The sequence below is a fragment of the Streptomyces sp. NPDC059852 genome (genome assembly GCF_042731455.1).
GTDB lineage: Bacteria > Actinomycetota > Actinomycetes > Streptomycetales > Streptomycetaceae > Streptomyces.
Genome location: NZ_JBHWJK010000014.1, coordinates 133,093 through 150,910 on the forward strand (window position 1 = coordinate 133,093; position 17,818 = coordinate 150,910).

Sequence of the window (17,818 nt, forward strand, 5' to 3'; positions counted from 1 at the left end):
TGGACGGCGGGCGGACCGGCGGGCGGACGGCGGGCACGGGAGCGGAGGTCCGGGCACACGGAAGGGGCGCCCACCGGTGACGGTGGGCGCCCCTTCGTGCGGCCGGGCGGCGGCAGGTCAGACCTGGCCGGCCTTCTCCAGCGCGGAGCAGCAGGTGTCGACCAGCAGGCGGGTCACCGTGTAGGGGTCGACGTTGGCGTTCGGGCGGCGGTCCTCGATGTAGCCCTTGCCGTCCTTCTCCACCTGCCACGGGATACGGACCGAGGCGCCGCGGTTGGAGACGCCGTAGGAGTACTCGTTCCACGGGGCGGTCTCGTGCAGACCGGTGAGGCGGTCGTCGATGCCGGCGCCGTAGTTCTTGACGTGGTCGAGCGGCTTGGAGCCCTCGCCGAGGGACTCGCAGGCGGTGATGATGGCGTCGTAGCCCTCGCGCATCGCCTTGGTGGAGAAGTTGGTGTGCGCGCCGGCGCCGTTCCAGTCGCCCTTCACCGGCTTCGGGTCCAGGGTGGCCGCGACACCGAAGTCCTCGGCGGTGCGGTACAGCAGCCAGCGGGCCACCCACAGCTGGTCGGAGACCTCCAGCGGGGACAGCGGGCCGACCTGGAACTCCCACTGGCCGGGCATGACCTCGGCGTTGATGCCGGAGATGCCCAGGCCCGCCTTGAGGCAGTTGTCCAGGTGGGCCTCGACGACGTCACGGCCGAAGATCTCGTCGGCGCCGACACCGCAGTAGTAGCCGCCCTGGGGGGCCGGGAAGCCGCCCTTGGGGAAGCCGAGCGGGTAGCCGTCCTTGAAGAACGTGTACTCCTGCTCGATGCCGAAGATCGGCTCCTGCGCGGCGAACTTCTCCGCGACCTCGGTGAGCGCGGCACGGGTGTTGGACTCGTGCGGCGTCATGTCGATGTTCAGGACCTCGCACAGCACGAGGACGTCGTCGCCGCCGCGGATCGGGTCCGGGCAGGTGAAGACCGGCTTCAGCACGCGGTCCGAGGCGTGCCCCTCGGCCTGGTTGGTGGAGGACCCGTCGAAGCCCCAGATCGGCAGCTCGGCACCCTTGGCGTCGTCCGCGAGGATCTTCGTCTTGGAACGGAGCTTTGCCGTCGGCTCGGTGCCGTCGATCCAGATGTACTCAGCCTTGAAGGTCACGGGCCACTTCCTTCGGGGTGGGTCAGGGCGCGTACTGCGGGTGCTGCGGCGCTGCGGCACTGGGGCGCCGCGCTCTCGATGTCCGGGAGCCTGTCAACAGGCGATTTCCCGGCCATTGCCCATGTGTGAACCCCGTGTTACCGGGTGCCGGTGTGGCCCGGTTCACGCGGTGAGCGGCCGCGCGAAGCAACACCGGGCGGGGTCCGGCGCCGGGGGAGGGGCGCCCCGTCCGCACTCGTATGCGATGCCGCGGGGCCCCGCCGCTCGTGGCCGCGAGCGGCGGGGCCCCTGACACGTACGGCGTCGTGGTCGCCCGGTCGTCACCCCACCTTCTCGATCACGGCCCGTCGGATGAGGAACTTGCCGGGCTCACGGACCTGCTCGAAGGCCGCGTTGTTCAGCAGCACACAGCTGCCGGAGACCGAGGTGACCTCCACCGTCGTGGACTTGTTGTTGTCCAGGTTGGTGACCTTCAGCTTGGTGCCCGCCGGGAACTGGTTGCTGGACGCGGCGGGTGCCCCGCCCTCGCCGGACAGCGTGACGGTCGAGCCGTTGCAGACCTGCTGGCCCGCGGCGGCGCCGCCACCGGCGTTGCCGTTGCCCGCGTTCTGCCCGTTGCCCGCGTTCTGGCCGTTCCCCGCGCCACCGGCGTTCTGCCCGGCGCCCGCGTTCCCGGCCGCCTGGCCCCCGTTCCCGGCCGCGCCGCCCGCCGGAGCGCTCGGCTGTCCCGCCTGGGAGCCCTGAGCCGACTCCCCGACGGCGCACCCGGACGCCTCCTGCTGGACCTTGATCTGCTTGATGACGGCCTCGCGGTTGGCGATGCGGGCCTCCGACTGGGCGTCGGGGTTGGCCCGCTGCCCGTCGATGAACCGCTGGTTGTTGCCGAGCGCCGTGGCGAGGCCCTGGCACACCGTCGAGTCCGCCGCGGACTTGACGGTCGCCGTGGGCGTCTGGGAGGCGTTCGAGGTGCTCGCCATGACGAAGGCACCGCCTCCCGCCACCGTCGCCGCACTCACCAGCAGGGCGAGCTTCTTCTTCGTGCTGACAGTTCTCCTGCGCGACATCCGCGCCTCCTGGGAGGTAGGGGAGCGTACGCCGCTATGTACGAGATACCGAACGCCGTTACTCAGCGGTTACCGAAGGAGTCGGCGTAACGTACGTCACACCGGCGGGAGTTGGTGTCCGGCGAGGGGTCAGCCCTCGCGGGTCAGCGCGTCCCGTACGGCCTCCTCGGACCGTCCGACCACCGCCGTGCCGTCCTGCGCGGTGATGATGGGCCGCTGGATCAGCCGGGGGTGCTCGGCGAGGGCCGTGACCCACCGGTCCCGGGCGTCCGCGTCCCGCGGCCAGTCCTTGAGCCCGAGCTCCTTGGCCTCGGCCTCCTGGGTGCGGGTGATGTCCCAGGGCTCCAGGCCGAGCCGGTCCAGGACGTCCCGGATCTCGTCCTCGGTCGGGACGTCCTCCAGATAGCGGCGGACGGTGTAGTCGGCGCCCTCGGCGTCCAGCAGACTCAGGGCGCTGCGGCACTTGGAACAGGCCGGGTTGATCCAGATCTCCATGCCGCACAGGGTATCCCCACACCCTCGGTGTTCGATTTCCGGGCCGACGCGCACAGATCGCTCGGCAGAGGCCTGACGGATCGACAATTTCCGCTCTGACCAGGCGATTTTCTGGACGTCTGGAACCTCCGATTGTCAGTGGGGGGCAGTAGACTTGAGTCAGTGTTCGAGAGCGTCACCGGAGCCGTCCGGAGGCGCTCGTCCGCGACAGGAGGATGCCTGTGCCCGCTGCCGCACTGAAGCCGAAGCCCGCCCGCAAACCGACGCGCACCCAGTCCACCGCCCAGCACCCCGTGCTGCTCGACCTGCCGTACGCGCCCGTGCGGAAGCGGGCGCTGCCGCCGGGCCGGCCCCGCGAGTGGTACATCACGCACAACCGCCGCCTGAAGGCCATGCGCCTCGCGATAGCGCTCCTCGACTCGGGCGTCTACCTGCCCGACCAGGCCCGCAACGAGCGGATCCGCAGCGCCGCGGAGACGATCGGCGTGCACCCGCCGTCCGAGACGACGTGCCACATGGTCCGGGCGCTCATGAGGTACGCCCGCTAGCCCCAGGGGCACGGCCGCCGGGTGTCCCCGCCGAGGGGAGGGCACCCGGCGGCCGTCACCCGTTCGCCGTACCCGGCATGCGTACGCCCCCCGGCCCGCCTTCACTGCCAGACAGGGGACACGACCGCGTTCGGCACCGAGGGCGGCACGGGAGGCGCGATGGACAGGGACGGCACACGACGGCTGACCGGCCCGGGCGCATCTCGCACAAGGGTGGCCGCGCGGCCGCGCCCGCCCCGGCCCGCACCCCTCGGCCGGGGTTCCGCATGACCGCCGCCGGCAGCCCCGCCGAGCGGGCCGAGCGGGGCCGGGCCGCCCGGCAGCGTGTACGCCGTTCCGGCCACGCCGGCTGGGTCCCGCCCTTCGGCAGGCCCGACCCGGTCGCCGTACTGGAACGCCAGGGGCGGGACCGGCTGGCCGAGCTGCTGCCCATCCGGTACGGACGGATGGCGTCTTCGCCGTTCGCGTTCCTGCGCGGCGCCGCCGCCGTGATGGCCGCCGACCTCGCCGCGCTCCCGCACACGGGCCTGACCGTGCAGCTGTGCGGCGACGCCCATCTGCTCAACTTCGGCCTGTACGCCTCACCGGAACGCTCCCTGCTGTTCGACCTCAACGACTTCGACGAGACGTTCGCCGGCCCGTTCGAGTGGGACGTCAAACGGCTCGCCGCCTCGGTCGTGGTGGCCGCCCGGGAGAACGGCCACCCGGACGCCAAGGCCGCGCGCGCGGCCCGGGAGGCCGTCACCGCGTACCGCACCGCCATGCGCCGGCTCGCCCGGCTCGGCGAACTCGACGTCTGGTACATGCGCATCGACACCGAACAGCTGCGGCCGCTGGCCCGCTCCGCCCGGGACCGGCACCGCGTCGAGGCCACCCTCGGCCGGGCCCGCCGGCGCACCAGCCTGCGGGCCTACGGCAAGCTGACCGAGGTGGTGGACGGCCGCCGGCGGATCATCCACGACCCGCCGCTCCTGGAGCCCGCCGGCGTGTCCGACATGGCCTCCCTGCGCAAGGTGTTCAGCGACTACCGCTCGACCCTCTCCGAGGAACGCCGGCTGCTCCTGGACCGGTACCGGTTCGTCGACGCCGCCCGCAAGGTCGTCGGCGTCGGCAGCGTCGGCCTGCGCTGCTTCATCGTGCTGCTCACCGGGCGGGACACCGACGACCCCCTCTTCCTCCAGATCAAGGAGGCCCGGCAGTCGGTCCTGGAGGAGCATCTGCCGGACGGGCCCTACACCCACCCCGGGCACCGGGTCGTGGCCGGACAGCGCCTGCTGCAGGCCGCGAGCGACATCTTCCTCGGCTGGATGTCGGGGCCGCAGGGCCGCGCCTTCTACTGGCGTCAGCTGCGGGACATGAAGGGCGGCGCTGACGTCGCCGGGATGAGCCCGGGGGACCTGCTGGCCTACGCCCGGCTGTGCGGCACCGCACTCGCGCGCGCCCACGCCCGCTCCGGCGACCGCATCGCCATCGCCGCGTACCTCGGAGCCTCCGACACCTTCGACCGCGCGGTGACCGACTTCGCCCTCGGCTACGCCGACCAGACGGTCACCGACCACACCACGCTGGGCGCGGCGATCGCGGCGGGGGTGATCGCGGCGGCGCCGGGCGTGTGACGCACGCCGGACCGAGCCGGTGGCCGTCGTACGACGCGTGGTCCCAGGGCGCCTCAGGCGTCCGGCCCCGGAAGACCGGCCCAGCCGTCCAGGACCGCGTCCACGAACGTCCGCCTGTCCGTCGCGTGGCTCTCGAACCACAGGCCCAGCATGTGCTCCGCGCCCCGTACGTCCACCCGTGTGAACCGGGCACGGGCGCTCAGCGCATCCCGCACGGCCCCCGTCACCTCCGCCGGAATCACCGCGTCCGTCTCCGGCACCGCGAGCACGGCCCGTCCGCTGTACGCCCGCAGCACCTCGAGCGCGGGCGCCCCGCGCCAGCCGCCCGGCCTGCGGATGATCTCGCTGAACCGCCCGTCCCCGGTCCCGAACGGCACGTCCCACGCCTCGGCGGCGTACACCGCGGGCGCGCACAGTCCCAGCGCCACGACCCGCTCCCCGTAGCGCGCGACGACGTCCGCGGCCGTCTGCCCGCTCATGCTGAACCCGACCACCACCAGCGGGGCTTCCCCGGGGACGCGTGCGTCGATCACGGCGGCCGCCTGCTCCAGGCGCCGGCGCAGACTCAACTCCCTCTGCTCGCCGGTGCTTTCGCCGTGCCCGGAGAAGTCGAAGGCCAGGGCGTGACAGCCACGGGCGGCGAAGTCGGCGAGCAGCGGCAGCAGCCGGTCCTTGGTGCCGGGGCCGGCGCCGTGCAGCAGGACGGCCGCCGGCACCCGGGGACCGCCGGCGGGACCGCCGTACACCCCGCTGAGCAGGTCACCGTCGTGGACGTGGGTGAAGGAGGAGAGTCCGGTCATGCGCCCCATTCACGCACGGCGCACGCGCCCCCGGAAAAGGAGATGCACGCCGCGTGACCGGATCCCTACCCTGGACACGCGTAACGGAGCAGCCCACGCCGTTTCCCGCAGGACCGGCGCCACCCCGCGGACTCGGGGCTACTCTCTACGGCACCGACGGACGGCCGCCCTGCGGGCGGACGACGCGACTTGTGCGGACACGCCCCAGCGCCCCGCCGGGGACATCCCGCTCACCGCTCAGACCTACGCACGCCCACGGAGGCCCGTGATGGGCACCATCGTCATGTCCGGGACCGTCGTCCTGGTGATCCTCGGATTCGGAAACCACGTCTACTGGCTGGCCGCGGTCGCCGTGCTCTTCCTCTACGTCCAGTACGGGCGTGGCTCGTCCGCGCGGAGCGGAGGAGCCGGGGGAGGACCGGCGGCGGGCGGCAGCGCACCGGCCGACTACCGCAGCTACCGCGAGCGCCGCGACACGCAGGCCAAGTGGGAGCGCCGCTACCGTCGCGAGCGCCCCCTGGAGGCCCGCCGTCAGGAGCGCGAGAAGGCCAACTGAGACCACCCGCGGCACTGACCGCGGGTGGTCGGGGCGCCCCCTGGTCACAGCCCCGGGGCGCCCCACACCGGGAACCAGCGGGAGAGGTCCTGCTCCCACCGCAGGTCGCCCGCCAGCGCCGCCTTCACCCTCAGCTCCAGCGCGTTGTCCCGCCGCTCCGGCCTGCCGGGCAGCGGGGCGAACGGGTAGAAGGCGCCCCGCTTGTACAGATAGACGAGGGCGAGACGGCGGCCCGGGGTGCCGTCCTCCTCGGCCCCCTCGAAGCCCGCCAGCGAGCACAGCAGTTGCGGGCCGAACCCGTTGACCTCCATCGCGCTGTTCACCGCGTGCAGATCGTTGACCAGGTCCGGCAACCGGTCGGGGGAGCGCCGGGAGACCAGCCACGAGTAGCCGTACGCGTCCCGGGTCAGCTCGACCGGGCGGCCCTCCCGTTCGGCGTCCGCGTCCAGCAGCGCCTGCACCTCCCGGTGCGTCTGGACGAACGCGGCGCCCTCGACCGTCGCGAAGCACACCGCGCCGCTTCCGGTCGGCCTGAACCCGGTCGCCGCCTCCAGCGTCACGGCCGCCGACGGCAGCCCGAACAGCTGGTCGAGATCGGGTGCGGCCGGCTTGCTGCGGCCCAGCAGGATGTCCAGCAGCCCCATGCTCACACCCCTCCGGGAGCCGTCGCCTCACCCAGCTCGGCGGAGATCCGCCCCAGCTGTTCGAGCCGCTGCTCCAGGCTCGGGTGGGTGGAGAAGATCCGCGCCAGACCGGGGTCGCGGCCCAGCGCCGGGGTGAAGTAGAAGGCGTTGAACGCCTGGGCGGTGCGCAGGTCCTCCGTCGGGATGCGGGCGAGGTCGCCGGAGACCTTGGTCAGCGCGGAGGCCAGCACCGAGGGTCGGCCGGTGAGCAGCGCCGCGGCCCGGTCGGCGGCCAGCTCGCGGTACCGGGACAGGGCCCGGATCAGCAGGAAGCTCAGCGCGTACACGGCGGCCGACACGCCCATGACGGCGGCGAACACGACCGCGGTGTTCTGGTCGCGTCGGCCGCCCCCGAAGAGCTGCGAGTAGAAGGCGAACCGTACGACCAGTCCGGCGATCACCCCGAGGAACGAGGCGATGGTGATCACCGCGACGTCCTTGTGGGCGACGTGCGCCAGCTCGTGCGCGAGGACCCCCTCCAGCTCGTCCCGCTCCAGGCGGCGCAGCAGCCCCGTGGTCACACAGACCACGGCGTGATCGGCGTTGCGGCCGGTGGCGAAGGCGTTGGGCATCCCGAGGTCGGACACCGCGACCACCGGCTTCGGCATGTCGGCGATGGCGCAGAGCCGGTCGACGACGCCGTGCAGCTCGGGATACTCCTCGCGCTCCACGGGCCGCCCGCGCATCGCGAACAGCGCGACCCGGTCGGAGAACCAGTACTGGGCGCCCAGCAGGCCGGCGGCGATCACCACGACCAGCACCCAGGACTTCAGCAGCACGATCAGCGCGGCGACGAACCCCACGTACAACAACCCGAGCAGGAACAGCGTGACGCCCATCCGGGCGGTCAACCGCCGGTCACTGCGGAAGCGGCTCTGCATGGTGCACCATCCCGCGCTCAGGCACTCGTCCCCCTGCCCAGTGTGCACCCGCCCCTTCCCATGAAGGGGTCGCGAGCGCCCCCAGGAGCGGCAAAGCCCCGTGCCTCGCTACGGCGCGGTGAACCGGAAGTACCCCAGCAGGAGGATGACGGCGGCGACGCTGCCGAGGACGACGACCGTGGACACCCACCCGGACCGGCGCTGCCGGCGGGCCACATGATCGGGTTCCGGCCGGAACGGCACCGGGCCGGGCGGTTCGTGCTTCCACCGCGCGGCGAGCATCCGCGCCCGCGCCGACGGCTCCTTGTGCTCGGCGGCATCGGCCCACCGGATGTCGAACTCACGCTCGTGCTCGTCGTGTCCCGGCTCAGCCATGGCCTCCACCCCCGTGCGATCCCATCCCCCCAGAATAGAACACACGCCCGCGCCCCCACCGTCCATCGGGACAGCGGGGGCGCGGGCGTGAACGCTGCTCGGCTCAGGCGCCGATCACACGTCGAAGTACAGCTCGAACTCGTGCGGGTGCGGGCGGAGCTGGAGCGGGGCGATCTCGTTGGTGCGCTTGAAGTCGATCCACGTCTCGATCAGGTCCGGGGTGAAGACGTCACCCTGGAGCAGGAACTCGTGGTCGCGCTCGAGGGAGTCGAGCACCGCCGGGAGCGAGGTCGGGACCTGCGCGACGTTGGCGTGCTCCTCGGGAGCCAGCTCGTAGAGGTCCTTGTCGATCGGCTCGGCCGGCTCGATCTTGTTCTTGATGCCGTCGAGGCCCGCGAGCAGCAGGGCCGAGAAGGCCAGGTACGGGTTGCCGGAGGAGTCGGGCGCGCGGAACTCGACGCGCTTGGCCTTCGGGTTGGAGCCCGTGATCGGGATGCGCATCGCGGCGGAGCGGTTGCGCTGCGAGTACACCAGGTTGATCGGCGCCTCGAAGCCCGGGACCAGGCGGTGGTACGAGTTCACCGTCGGGTTGGTGAAGGCCAGCAGCGACGGCGCGTGCTTGAGGATGCCGCCGATGTAGTAGCGGGCCAGGTCCGACAGGCCCGCGTAGCCGGCCTCGTCGTAGAAGAGCGGCGAGCCGCCCTGCCACAGCGACTGGTGCACGTGCATGCCCGAGCCGTTGTCACCGAAGATCGGCTTCGGCATGAAGGTCGCGGTCTTGCCGTTGCGCCAGGCCACGTTCTTCACGATGTACTTGAAGAGCTGGAGGTCGTCGGCCGCGGCGAGCAGCGTGTTGAACTTGTAGTTGATCTCCGCCTGGCCGGCGGTGCCCACCTCGTGGTGCTGGCGCTCGACCTGCAGACCGGCCTTGGCCAGCTCCAGGGAGATCTCGGCACGCAGGTCGGCGAAGTGGTCGACCGGCGGGACCGGGAAGTAGCCGCCCTTGTAGCGGACCTTGTAGCCGCGGTTGTCCTCGAGGGCGCCGGTGTTCCAGGCGCCGGCCTCGGAGTCGATGTGGTAGAAGGACTCGTTCTCCGACGTGCGGAAACGCACGCTGTCGAAGACGTAGAACTCCGCCTCGGGGCCGAAGAACGCGGTGTCGGCGATGCCCGTCGACGCCAGGTAGGCCTCGGCCTTCTTCGCCACGTTGCGCGGGTCACGGGAGTACTGCTCGCCCGTGATCGGGTCGTGGATGAAGAAGTTGATGTTGAGGGTCTTGTCACGGCGGAAGGGGTCCACCCGCGCGGTCGACAGGTCGGCGCGCAGCGCCATGTCGGACTCGTGGATGGCCTGGAAGCCGCGGATCGACGAACCGTCGAACGCCAGCTCCTCGTCGGGGTCGAACGCCTCGACGGGCAGCGAGAAGTGCTGCATGACGCCCGGCAGGTCGCAGAAGCGGACGTCGATGAACTTGACGTCCTCGTCCGCGATGAACTTCTTGGCCTCGTCGGCGTTCTGGAACATCCAGCTCCTCCTACTCCCGACCGTCCCGCCGGGGTGGTAGATCGTTCGTGCTGCCAGTGCGGGTGGCACACGCTGCACTCGACCCTAGGGATGGGTGATTTCTCGGGCGTGACCCATTTGTTTCGCACACGTTAACCGGACATCCCCCCTCTCACCCCTCCTGTCCACATGCCAGAACGGGGCCAGTACCGTGGTGGCGTGGACAAGAGGCAAGCAATCGGATCCTGGCTCTCCGGCCCCCGCGCGGCCGCCGAGGAAGCCGGTGTCGACTTCGGATACCGGGGGGAGCAGCTGGGCCTTCCGCAGGACGGCCCGGGCTCCATCGCCCGCCCCGGACGGCGGCTCGGCGCCCTCGTCGTGGACTGGGGGCTCTGCGTCCTGATCGCATACGGCCTTCTGACCGACGGCTACGGCCAGGCCACCGGCAACTGGGCGCTGCTCGTCTTCTTCGTGATGGGGGCCCTGACGGTCGGCACCCTCGGCTTCACCCCCGGCAAGCGCCTCTTCGGGCTGCGCGTGGTCGCGGTCGACAGCGGCACCGTCAACCCGCTGCGCGCCCTGCTGCGCACGGCCCTGCTCTGCGTCGCCCTCCCGGCCCTGATCTGGGACCGCGACGGCCGTGGCCTGCACGACCGCCTCGCCGGCACCGTCGAGCTCCGCGCCTGACGTCCGCGTCGTAGTCGTACCGCGTCGTCGTACGACGAAGACCGCGAAGCCGTACGACGAAGGGGGCGCCCGGATCACTCCGGGCGCCCCCTTACTCGTCGGGGTTCGGCGCTCAGCGCCGGAAGTTGCCCTTCGGCAGCTTCATGCCCTTGGGCATGGGGCCCTTCGGCAGCGGCATGTTGCTCATCAGGTCGCCCATGGCCTTGAGCCGGTCGTTGGTGGCGGTCACCTGGGGGCCGGTGAGTACGCGCGGCAGCTTGAGCATGGTGGTCCGCAGCTTCTTCAGCTCGACCTGGCCCTCGCCCGTGCCCACGATGAGGTCGTGCACCGGCACGTCCGCCACGATGCGGTTCATCTTCTTCTTCTCGGCGGCCAGCAGGCTCTTCACCCGGTTCGGGTTGCCCTCGGCGACCAGCACGATGCCGGCCTTGCCGACGGCCCGGTGCACCACGTCCTGGCTGCGGTTCATCGCCACGGCGGGGGTCGTCGTCCAGCCCCGGCCGATGTTGTCCAGTACGGCCGCCGCCGCGCCCGGCTGGCCCTCCATCTGCCCGAAGGCCGCCCGCTCGGCCCGGCGCCCGAACACGATCGCCGTCGCGAGGAAGGCGAGCAGCAGGCCCAGGATGCCGAGATAGATGGGGTGCCCGATCAAGAAGCCGATCGCGAGGAAGACACCGAAGGTGACGATTCCGACAGCCGCGAGCACAAGACCGATCTTCTTGTCGGCCCTGCGGGTCATCTTGTAGGTCAGAGCGATCTGCTTGAGTCGCCCGGGGTTCGCAGCGTCCGCTGCCGTATCCTTCCTCGCCATGCCACGAAGTCTACGTGGCCCCGAGAGCGCCTTCGACGGCGAGTGGCCTCAGGGGCGAGGAGCGTGCGTCAGAGGCGAGGAGCGGGCGTCCGCTCGAGGACGCGCTCCGCCTCGACGCGGTCCTTCGCGCGGCGGCGGTCCTCCAGGACGGAGGTCCAGGCGTTGCGGCGCGCCGTGCGCTGGCCGCTGCTCATCAGCAGCGACTCGACGGCACGCAGTGCATCGGTGAACGACGGGATGGCGGTGGCGCGAACGGGCGCGGCCTGCATGGCAGAGGTCCCCCCTCGGAAATGACTGCTCCGGTGAGCGGTGCACAGCGTGTGCAACCAGGGTCACTGATTGGTGTTACCAGGGCGTGACCGACCGGTCAAACACCGATGAAGGCCGGATGTGGCGCCGCAACGACCCGGCGCGGTCCGGACGTGGTCGCCAACTGCGACGACGTACCGGACCGCGTCGTACGGCCGGAGCCGGGGGAGGTCAGCCTGTGCGCGGATTCACATGCGCACAGTGACACTGCGTGCCATCGGGCGGCGTGCCGGACGGCCCGTCGGACGCCCGTCAGACGGCCTGGGAGGCGACGAACGCGCCGCGCTTCTCGACCGCCATCTGGTACAGCCGGCCGGCACGGTACGAGGACCGCACCAGCGGGCCGGACATCACGCCGGAGAAGCCGATCTGCTCGGCCTCCTCCTTCAGCTCCACGAACTCCTGCGGCTTGACCCAGCGCTCCACGGGGTGGTGGCGCACGCTCGGGCGCAGGTACTGCGTGATGGTGATCAGCTCGCAGCCGGCGTCGTGCAGCTGCCGCAGCGCCTCGCCGACCTCCTCGCGCGTCTCGCCCATGCCGAGGATCAGGTTCGACTTGGTCACCAGGCCGAAGTCGCGGGCCTCGGTGATGACCTTCAGGGAGCGCTCGTAGCGGAAGCCGGGGCGGATGCGCTTGAAGATCCGCGGGACCGTCTCCACGTTGTGCGCGAAGACCTCGGGGCGGGACTCGAAGACCTCCCGCAGCAGTTCCGGGACCGCGTTGAAGTCGGGGGCGAGCAGTTCGACCTTGGTGCGGCCGGCCTCGCGGGCGGCGGTCTGCTCGTGGATCTGGCGGACCGTCTCGGCGTACAGCCAGGCGCCGCCGTCGGGAAGGTCGTCACGGGCGACACCGGTGATGGTGGCGTAGTTCAGGTCCATGGTGACCACGGACTCGCCGACGCGGCGCGGCTCGTCGCGGTCCAGCGCCTCGGGCTTGCCGGTGTCGATCTGGCAGAAGTCGCAGCGCCGGGTGCACTGGTCGCCGCCGATGAGGAAGGTGGCCTCGCGGTCCTCCCAGCACTCGTAGATGTTGGGGCAGCCGGCTTCCTGGCAGACCGTGTGCAGGCCCTCGCTCTTCACGAGGCTCTGCATCTTGGTGTACTCGGGGCCCATTTTCGCCCGGGTCTTGATCCACTCGGGCTTGCGCTCGATGGGGGTCTGGCTGTTGCGGACCTCCAGGCGCAGCATCTTGCGTCCGTCCGGTGAGACTGCGGACACGTCGGCTCCCTGTGCTTCGATTCTTCGGCGTACACCAGGGTACGCCCGTGCTTACTGAGCCCTGCCGTCAGGCCAACCCGGTGACCGCGGGGCCCATTCCCCGACTCAGACGGTCGCCTTCTCGATCTCCCGCGGCTTGAGGTCCGCGTTCTCCAGCACGTCCCGCAGATGCCGCTCGACGACAGGCAGCACCTCCTCGATGGTGACGTCCCGGCCGAGTTCCGCCGCCAGGGAGGCGACGCCGGCGTCGCGGATGCCGCACGGGATGATCTTGTCGAACCACTTGTTGTCCGGGTTCACGTTGAGGGCGAAGCCGTGCATGGTCACGCCCTTCGCCACCCTGATCCCGATGGCCGCGATCTTGCGGTCCTCGCGCCGCTGGCCGGCGTTGGAGGGCGCGTACTCCGGGCCGTTCAGCCGCGGGTCGAACTCCTCGTCGGTCAGGCGGGGGTCGAAGTCCAGGGAGAGGCCGCCGAGTGCCGGGCGCTGCTCCACGGGGTCGCCGAGGACCCAGACGCCGCTGCGGCCCTCGACCCGGGTGGTCTCCAGGCCGAACTCCGCGCAGGTGCGGATCAGGGCCTCCTCCAGCCGCCGTACGTGTGCCACGACGTCCACCGGGCGGGGGAGCTTCTGGATGGGGTAGCCGACCAGCTGGCCGGGACCGTGCCAGGTGATCTTGCCGCCGCGGTCCACGTCGATGACCGGCGTGCCGTCCAGCGGGCGCTCGTTGTCGGCGGTGCGCCGGCCCGCCGTGTACACCGGGGGGTGTTCGAGCAGCAGGACGGTGTCGTCGATCTCGTCCGCGAACCGGGCCGCGTGCACGCGGCGCTGCTCGTCCCACGCCACCTGGTACTCGACGGCATCCGCCCCGAACCCCATGCGGACGAACCGCAACTCACTCACGGCAAGCGCCTCCCTAGAAGCACCGGAAAGTCGTAAGGCACGAAGCGTGCCTACGCCACTGTACGACCGGTCCGTTCGAGTGGGCTCCCGTGGCCCACGTCAGCCCGTAGGCGCAATCCTCACACGATCGGATGAATGGGCGGGGTAACGTGCGATCGGGTGCTTACTCTCCGCTACATTCGCGCCGTTCGAGAGGCCAAAAGGGCTGCTCACCGGCAAATCCGGGCGTTCGGCGGCCGTACGGCAACGCGACGCCCGAAAGGCAGGAGACCGCACCGCAGATGACGGAACGACCCGCGCAGCGCACTCCCAATCGACAGCTCGCCGCGCTCATCGCAGAAGCGGGATTCTCCAACGCGGGTCTCGCCCGCCGGGTGGACCAGCTCGGACTCGAACACGGGCTTGACCTGAGATACGACAAGACATCGGTCACCCGCTGGCTGCGCGGACAGCAGCCGCGCGGCACGACCCCGGCGCTGATCGCCGAGGTCTTCACCCGGCGCCTCGGACGCCGGCTCACCGCCCAGGACCTCGGCCTGGACGCCTGCGCGCCCGTGTACGCCGGGCTGGAGTTCGCCGCGACCCCCGAGGAGGCCGTCGACATCGTCAGCGGCCTGTGGCGCAAGGACTCCGGCAGCCATGCCGAGCTGCGCAAGATCGCGTTCACCCCGGCCGGGCTCGTGGTGCCCAGCCGGGACTGGCTGATCGGCCGCGCCGACGAGAGGGTCGCGCGCGGCGAGCCCGTCACCCGGGTGCAGGTCCCGGGCCGGCCGGTGGTGCCCCGCCAGCGCGGCCAGGCCGAGCGAGGGCCGGGCCAGAAGGTCACCGGCGGGGACATCGCCGCGCTGCGCTCGGTCGGCGATCTGTTCCGCTCCCTGGACGACATGTACGGCGGCGGCCACGCCCGGCAGGCCCTCGTGCGCTACCTGGAGCACGAGTGCGAGCCGATGCTGCGCGGCACGTACGGCGAGCAGACCGGCCGCCGGCTGTTCGCCGCCGCCGCGGACCTCACGCGGCTCGCGGGCTGGACGTCGTTCGACATCGCCGCGCACGGTCTCGCGCAGCGCTACTTCGTGCAGGCGCTGCGGCTGGCCCAGGCCGCCGGGGACCGGCCGTTCGGGTCGTACGTGCTGGCGACCATGAGCCGGCAGGCCGTCTACCTCGGGCACGGCCGGGAGGCCGTCCAGCTGGCGCGCGTCGCCCAGCAGGGCGTCGGCACCGGAGCCCCGCCGGCGGTGCTGGCCCTGCTGCACGCGTGCGAGGCGCGCGGGCACGGCGTGCTCGGTGAGGTGCGCGCCTGCACGGCCTCCCTCGTCCGGGCCGAGCGCGCCCTGGAGGCCGCCCGCCCCGGCGACGACGTCCCGCACTGGGCGCGGTTCTTCGACGACGCGCAGCTCGCCGACGAGTTCGGGCACTGCCACCGGGACCTCCAGCAGTTCCGGGCGGCCGCCCAGCACGCGGAGCGCTCCTTGCAGCTGAGGGCCCCCGCCTTCGCCCGCAGCCGCCTGTTCTGCCGGCTCGTCCTGGCCAGCGCCCGCCTCGGCCTCGGCGAACTCGACCAGGCGTGCGCCCTGGCCGCCGAGGCGGCCGGCCAGGCCGCGGAGATGCGGTCCGTCCGGGCGATCGAGTACGTCCGCGACTTCGAACGCAGACTGGAGCCCTACCGGGACGCGGCCCCGGTCCGCGGCTACCGGGACCGGGTCGCCGCGTTGCTGTGAGGGGTCGGTGCGGTCGCCTGTAACCGGTCCGTCCGGCTCAGGCGGCCGTTCGTAAGGGTTCTGAGCGGTTCAGGGAGCCTGCCGCGCCCAGGTCCGTCAGGATCGCCGTCGTGGCGCGGCGGGCCGAGTGGAGGGCGCCCTGGACCGTGCTGGTGTCGCGGTGGTCGCCGCACACGTACAGGCCCGCCAGCAGCCGGACCGGGCGGCGCAGGTCGTGCGGGGCGGTCATCGCGGGCACGGCCTCGGGTGTGTGGTGCACGGCCAGCGTCTCCCAGCGGGCCGTCGAGGTGCCGTACAGCCGGGCCAGGTGCATCCGTACGGCCGTGTCGACGTCCGGCGGCGGGGTGCCGAGGACCGTCGAGGTGACGAGGGCGCGGCCGGCCGGGGCGCGGCTCGGGTCGACGCGGCTGATCACCGCCGTGTGCGCCACCGGGCCGCCGCGGTCGGCGTCCAGCAGGAGCGAGGCGCCGGTCTCCGGTGCCTCGTCCATCGTGTGGTGGAGGACCGTCACCGGGTGGAAGCCGGGCACGCGCAGCCCCGGCAGCAGCTCCCCGGCGGTCCGCGCGTCGGTGGCCAGCAGCACCGCCCGGCACCGGATCACGCCGTGCCCGGCGGTCGTCACGGCCGTCGTGGCGATCGAGGTCACCCGCACCCCGGTGTGCACGGTGCCCGGCGGCAGCGAGCGCGCCAGCAGGTCGGGCAGGGCCTCGGCGCCGCCCTCGGGCAGGCACAGCCGGCCGCTCGCGAAGGCGTGCAGCGCGAGGTCCGCGCACCGGCTGGACGTCGTCAGCTCCGGGTCGTACAGCAGGGCGGCGAGCAGCGGCCGCAGGAAGCCGTCGATCGTGCGGGCCGGGATGCCCCGCTCCGCGAGGGCCCGCGCCGCCGGGGCTTCCGGGCGGCTGAGCAGCCGTTCGACGGGCGACGAGGCCAGCCGGGCGAGCGCGGCGCCGAGGCGCGCCTGGTCGACGGCGGTACCCAGCGGGGCTCCGGCGCGCGGCCGGGGGACCGTGGAGGCCCTGGGGGCGGTTGCAAGGGCGCGTACGGCGTGGAGTGCGCCCCTCGCGCGCCGGGCGCCCGCCGGGCCGGTGAGCGCCCCGGCGCGGTGCCGGCGCCCGTCGCTGTGCAGCAGCACCCCCGGGGCGAAGGACCGCAGCGCGAGCGCGTCCAGGGCCGGTGTCCGGCGGAGCTCGGGATACGACGTCGACAGAAGCTGCCCGATCCGGTCCAGCCGGAAGCCGTCGATCTTCTCGGTCGACATGCGGCCACCCGGACAGGGGGCCGCCTCCAGGACCGCGGTGGATATTCCTGCGCTGGTCAGCCGGTGCGCCGCGGCGAGCCCGGCGACCCCGGCTCCCACGATGACGACGTCCGCCTGGTACGCGGGCTCAAGCACGTGCCCCTCCTCGAGGTTGCGCGGCCGGTGGAGACGTCATGCCCCCAACTGGCCCGGGAAATACCCGAGTTCGGCACGAGGTTACGGACGCGACCGGTCAGGGACAGTCGCGCATCGACAGAGCACGGTCGCACGGCGGTCGCATACGGACATCCGGTCGGACCTCGCCGCGCTACCGCACGGCCGCCCGGATCGCCCCCTCGATGTCCGGGAACGCGAAGGTGAAGCCCGACTCCAGCAGCCGCGCCGGCCGCACCCGCTGACTGCCGAGGACGTCCCCGGCCATCTCGCCCAGCACGGTCCGCAGGACGGGCGCCGGGACCGGCAGCAGCGCCGGCCGGTGCAGCACCCGGCCCATGGCCGCGGTGATCTCCCGGTTCGTCACCGGCTCGGGAGCGGTCACGTTGAACGGCCCCGACAGGTCGTCGGCGTCCAGCAGATGCCGGATCGCCGCCACCTCGTCGTGCAGCGACACGAACGACCAGTACTGCCGCCCGTCCCCGAGCCGTCCCCCCAGCCCCGCCCTGAACAGCGGGAACAGCCGCCCCCACGCCCCGCCCTCCCGGGCCACCACAAGACCGGTGCGCACGAACACCGTCCGCACCCTCGCCTCCCGCGCGGGCGCCGCCGCGGCCTCCCACTCCACGCACAACTCCGGCAGGAAACCCGTCCCGGGCGGACTCGACTCGTCCACGGCCCGCTCGCCGGTCTCGCCGTAGTAGCCGATCGCGCTGCCGTTCACGAAGACCCGCGGCCGCTCCCCGGGCTTCAGCTCCGCCATCGCGGAGGCCAGCGCCGCCGTGCCCCGCACCCGGCCGCGCCGCAGACTCTCCTTGTACGCGTCGGTCCAGCGCCGCGCCCCCACGTTCGCACCGGCCAGATTGACCACCGCGTCGCACCCGGCGAGCACCTCGGCCGCCACCCGGCCACCGTCGGGGTCCCAGCGGACCTCGTCCGCCGCGCGGGGCGCCCGCCGCACCAGCCGGACCACCTCGTGCCCGTCCGCGACGAGCGAGCGCACCAGGGCGGCACCGATCAGCCCGGAGGAACCGGCGACCACGATTCTCGACAGATCCATGCACGCCATCCTGCCCGGAACCCGCCCGGATACC

19 protein-coding genes are annotated in these 17,818 nt (G+C 72.3%); 5 read left to right on the top strand and 14 right to left on the bottom strand.

Features of this window, described 5'->3' with window-relative positions:
• Nucleotides 1-117: 117 nt before the first annotated feature.
• From glnII to ACFV46_RS19775, 3 genes are all read right to left on the bottom strand, one after another.
• Nucleotides 118-1,146 carry a glutamine synthetase gene (gene glnII / locus ACFV46_RS19765; RefSeq protein WP_108706571.1) on the bottom strand — a complete coding sequence of 343 codons (1,029 nt, stop codon included), beginning with the start codon at nucleotides 1,144-1,146 and terminating at the stop codon, nucleotides 118-120.
• Between the two features lie 320 nt (nucleotides 1,147-1,466).
• A complete protein-coding gene (locus ACFV46_RS19770) occupies nucleotides 1,467-2,210 on the bottom strand; it encodes a hypothetical protein (protein WP_283290575.1) in 744 nt (247 codons plus the stop codon).
• Nucleotides 2,211-2,339: 129 nt separating this feature from the next.
• Nucleotides 2,340-2,705, bottom strand: coding sequence for an arsenate reductase family protein (locus tag ACFV46_RS19775; protein ID WP_361934760.1), 366 nt, complete (start codon nucleotides 2,703-2,705; stop codon nucleotides 2,340-2,342).
• A 221-nt stretch (nucleotides 2,706-2,926) separates the two neighbouring features.
• Between ACFV46_RS19775 and ACFV46_RS19780 the strand changes: the two genes are divergently transcribed.
• Together ACFV46_RS19780 and ACFV46_RS19785 are read left to right on the top strand one after the other, a co-directional pair.
• Nucleotides 2,927-3,253 carry a hypothetical protein gene (locus ACFV46_RS19780; protein ID WP_385499015.1) on the top strand — a complete coding sequence of 109 codons (327 nt, stop codon included), beginning with the start codon at nucleotides 2,927-2,929 and terminating at the stop codon, nucleotides 3,251-3,253.
• A 266-nt stretch (nucleotides 3,254-3,519) separates the two neighbouring features.
• Entirely contained in the window at nucleotides 3,520-4,869 is a 1,350-nt protein-coding gene (locus ACFV46_RS19785) for a DUF2252 domain-containing protein (protein WP_361934755.1), read from the top strand.
• Between the two features lie 53 nt (nucleotides 4,870-4,922).
• Here ACFV46_RS19785 and ACFV46_RS19790 read toward each other — a convergent pair whose 3' ends face one another.
• Nucleotides 4,923-5,669 carry an alpha/beta hydrolase gene (locus tag ACFV46_RS19790; RefSeq protein ID WP_385499017.1) on the bottom strand — a complete coding sequence of 249 codons (747 nt, stop codon included), beginning with the start codon at nucleotides 5,667-5,669 and terminating at the stop codon, nucleotides 4,923-4,925.
• 268 nt (nucleotides 5,670-5,937) lie between these two features.
• Here ACFV46_RS19790 and ACFV46_RS19795 point away from each other — a divergent pair, with 268 nt between their 5' ends.
• Nucleotides 5,938-6,225 carry a hypothetical protein gene (locus ACFV46_RS19795; RefSeq protein ID WP_361934751.1) on the top strand — a complete coding sequence of 96 codons (288 nt, stop codon included), beginning with the start codon at nucleotides 5,938-5,940 and terminating at the stop codon, nucleotides 6,223-6,225.
• Between the two features lie 44 nt (nucleotides 6,226-6,269).
• Here ACFV46_RS19795 and ACFV46_RS19800 read toward each other — a convergent pair whose 3' ends face one another.
• From ACFV46_RS19800 to glnA, 4 genes are all read right to left on the bottom strand, one after another.
• Nucleotides 6,270-6,869, bottom strand: a complete 600-nt coding sequence (locus ACFV46_RS19800) for a hypothetical protein (protein ID WP_361934748.1) — start codon at nucleotides 6,867-6,869, stop codon at nucleotides 6,270-6,272.
• 2 nt (nucleotides 6,870-6,871) lie between these two features.
• On the bottom strand, nucleotides 6,872-7,789 hold the full coding sequence (gene htpX, locus ACFV46_RS19805) for a zinc metalloprotease HtpX (protein WP_385499018.1): 918 nt from the start codon (nucleotides 7,787-7,789) through the stop codon (nucleotides 6,872-6,874).
• A gap of 108 nt (nucleotides 7,790-7,897) precedes the next feature.
• The gene (locus ACFV46_RS19810) at nucleotides 7,898-8,164 is read right to left on the bottom strand and encodes a hypothetical protein (protein WP_361934742.1); all 267 of its coding nucleotides are present in this window, start codon (nucleotides 8,162-8,164) and stop codon (nucleotides 7,898-7,900) included.
• A gap of 114 nt (nucleotides 8,165-8,278) precedes the next feature.
• Complete coding sequence (gene glnA / locus ACFV46_RS19815; protein WP_151783681.1) at nucleotides 8,279-9,688, bottom strand: type I glutamate--ammonia ligase; 1,410 nt, start codon at nucleotides 9,686-9,688, stop codon at nucleotides 8,279-8,281.
• A 198-nt stretch (nucleotides 9,689-9,886) separates the two neighbouring features.
• On the opposite strand from glnA, the gene ACFV46_RS19820 reads away from it, so the two are divergent.
• Nucleotides 9,887-10,354, top strand: coding sequence for an RDD family protein (locus ACFV46_RS19820; RefSeq protein ID WP_361934738.1), 468 nt, complete (start codon nucleotides 9,887-9,889; stop codon nucleotides 10,352-10,354).
• A gap of 112 nt (nucleotides 10,355-10,466) precedes the next feature.
• Here ACFV46_RS19820 and ACFV46_RS19825 read toward each other — a convergent pair whose 3' ends face one another.
• From ACFV46_RS19825 to lipB, 4 genes are all read right to left on the bottom strand, one after another.
• The gene (locus tag ACFV46_RS19825; protein WP_151783679.1) at nucleotides 10,467-11,165 is read right to left on the bottom strand and encodes a DUF4191 domain-containing protein; all 699 of its coding nucleotides are present in this window, start codon (nucleotides 11,163-11,165) and stop codon (nucleotides 10,467-10,469) included.
• A gap of 68 nt (nucleotides 11,166-11,233) precedes the next feature.
• Nucleotides 11,234-11,434 carry a hypothetical protein gene (locus ACFV46_RS19830; protein ID WP_361934735.1) on the bottom strand — a complete coding sequence of 67 codons (201 nt, stop codon included), beginning with the start codon at nucleotides 11,432-11,434 and terminating at the stop codon, nucleotides 11,234-11,236.
• Nucleotides 11,435-11,726: 292 nt separating this feature from the next.
• Complete coding sequence (gene lipA, locus ACFV46_RS19835) at nucleotides 11,727-12,692, bottom strand: lipoyl synthase (protein ID WP_361934732.1); 966 nt, start codon at nucleotides 12,690-12,692, stop codon at nucleotides 11,727-11,729.
• A gap of 105 nt (nucleotides 12,693-12,797) precedes the next feature.
• The gene (lipB, locus tag ACFV46_RS19840; protein ID WP_376730159.1) at nucleotides 12,798-13,595 is read right to left on the bottom strand and encodes a lipoyl(octanoyl) transferase LipB; all 798 of its coding nucleotides are present in this window, start codon (nucleotides 13,593-13,595) and stop codon (nucleotides 12,798-12,800) included.
• A gap of 281 nt (nucleotides 13,596-13,876) precedes the next feature.
• On the opposite strand from lipB, the gene ACFV46_RS19845 reads away from it, so the two are divergent.
• Nucleotides 13,877-15,313 carry a regulator gene (locus tag ACFV46_RS19845; RefSeq protein ID WP_361934726.1) on the top strand — a complete coding sequence of 479 codons (1,437 nt, stop codon included), beginning with the start codon at nucleotides 13,877-13,879 and terminating at the stop codon, nucleotides 15,311-15,313.
• A 37-nt stretch (nucleotides 15,314-15,350) separates the two neighbouring features.
• Here ACFV46_RS19845 and ACFV46_RS19850 read toward each other — a convergent pair whose 3' ends face one another.
• Nucleotides 15,351-16,706 carry an NAD(P)/FAD-dependent oxidoreductase gene (locus ACFV46_RS19850; RefSeq protein WP_361934723.1) on the bottom strand — a complete coding sequence of 452 codons (1,356 nt, stop codon included), beginning with the start codon at nucleotides 16,704-16,706 and terminating at the stop codon, nucleotides 15,351-15,353.
• A gap of 172 nt (nucleotides 16,707-16,878) precedes the next feature.
• Complete coding sequence (locus ACFV46_RS19855) at nucleotides 16,879-17,784, bottom strand: TIGR01777 family oxidoreductase (protein ID WP_385499022.1); 906 nt, start codon at nucleotides 17,782-17,784, stop codon at nucleotides 16,879-16,881.
• Nucleotides 17,785-17,818 lie beyond the last annotated feature (34 nt).